Origin of the sequence: Lentilactobacillus parafarraginis DSM 18390 = JCM 14109 (assembly GCF_001435895.1) — a bacterium.
Taxonomy (GTDB): Bacteria; Bacillota; Bacilli; order Lactobacillales; family Lactobacillaceae; genus Lentilactobacillus; species Lentilactobacillus parafarraginis.
Window position 1 is genome coordinate 1 of sequence record NZ_AZFZ01000165.1, and the last position, 1,434, is coordinate 1,434.

The window sequence follows — 1,434 nt, forward strand, 5'->3', positions numbered from 1 at the left end:
TAATCGATCGAAAATCACGGTTCCTTTGGGCATACCGGTTAAAAGATCGGACGACAGCGACTGTTAATGAAGCACTAACTAAGTTCCTAACCACTTTTAATGGTCCGGTGCACAGCTTTACTGTGGACCGTGGCACTGAGTTTAGTGGGCTAGTATCACTTGAATCACAATATGGTATTAAGACCTATTACTGCCATGCTTATACNGGGTCTTCGGAATATATAGTGGAATTACTTTCTTAATAGTTTAAAAACAACTGGTGTTTAAATCGGATTTTCTGGTGGGATGTTAGGATAATCAATAGTATTATATAAAAGTATCAATCACATACGAGTGATACTTTGTGAAAAAAATATAATAGTCCAATTTACTTGAACGTGTACTATGGTACACGGTTCAGACTGAAGACAAACGCTATTTTGAAANACAATCTACCTTATGAATAAAATAAAAGGCTAGTCACTAACCAAAAATTGGTCAGTAACTAGCCTTTTATTAATTAGTATGTTTTAGAAATATAAGTTCAGTTTAATTGCGCAACGGGGGTTTAAAAACGTCTATATAAAAATCCCCCGTGTTACTAACACGAGGAATAAGTTACTTTAACGGTAACTGTTTAAAAATTTATTTTAAAAGAGGCAAACTCATCAAGCTATAGGTTTGAATGCTTATCAATATCAACATTATAAAGCTGATAGGAAGGCATCATTAAATGCTGGGATATCCTTTGGTTCGCGACTGGTAATTAGATTACCATCGATCACAACAGCTTTGTCTTCAATGCGTGCACCGGCATAATACAAATCAGGTTGTACAGTTAAATATGCTGTCATTGTACGACCTTGCACTAACCCGGTTTGAATCATTAATTGTGGACCGTGGCAAATGCTTGCTGTTAACTTATTAGTTGCCAAAAAGAACTTGGTAAATTCGACAAACCGTTGGTCTGCACGTAATTGATCTGGTGAAAATCCTCCTGGGATGAACAATGCATCAAAGTCTTGAGGACTCACTTCATCAATGGATTTATCAATGTTAATCTGAGTACCATGCTTACCTTCAACAGTACCTTTTTCAAAGCTGATCGTTGTCACTTTGTGTCCTGCAGACTTAAGAGCCTCTACAGGTTCAGTATATTCAACGTCTTCGACTAGATTAGTCACCAAAACTGCAACTGATTTTGCCATAATAAAATTCCTCCTTGATTTATAGTATATAATATATCCCGAATTATTCATAGCTTCAAAATAGCCAACCATTTTAACGATTTCGTTAAAATGGTTGGCTATTTTTGACCTTAAGGATCACTTGACTGACACTTCAGTCATTCTTGGGGACAACTTAACGAGACTTTTCTGAATTTTGGGTGCACTTATCCCTTGGTATTAAAGGAATCAAATTTTTTAGTTAACGCGTTGTGCTAGTTGTGTCACA

The 1,434-nt window shown here is 36.2% G+C and carries 2 protein-coding genes; one reads left to right on the forward strand and one right to left on the reverse strand.

Features of this window, described 5'->3' with window-relative positions:
- On the forward strand, positions 1 to 205 hold a 205-nt coding region (locus FD47_RS15215; protein ID WP_235806123.1), incomplete at both ends, for a DDE-type integrase/transposase/recombinase.
- 478 nt (positions 206 to 683) lie between these two features.
- Here FD47_RS15215 and FD47_RS14495 read toward each other — a convergent pair.
- Positions 684 to 1,187, reverse strand: a complete 504-nt coding sequence (locus tag FD47_RS14495; protein ID WP_003577776.1) for a type 1 glutamine amidotransferase domain-containing protein — start codon at positions 1,185 to 1,187, stop codon at positions 684 to 686.
- Positions 1,188 to 1,434: the final 247 nt, after the last annotated feature.

Excerpts from the sequence above, each read along its gene's own strand:
- FD47_RS14495 (WP_003577776.1), bottom strand. The coding sequence starts at position 1,187 with ATGGCAAAATCAGTTGCAGTTTTGGTGACTAATCTAGTCGAAGACGTT.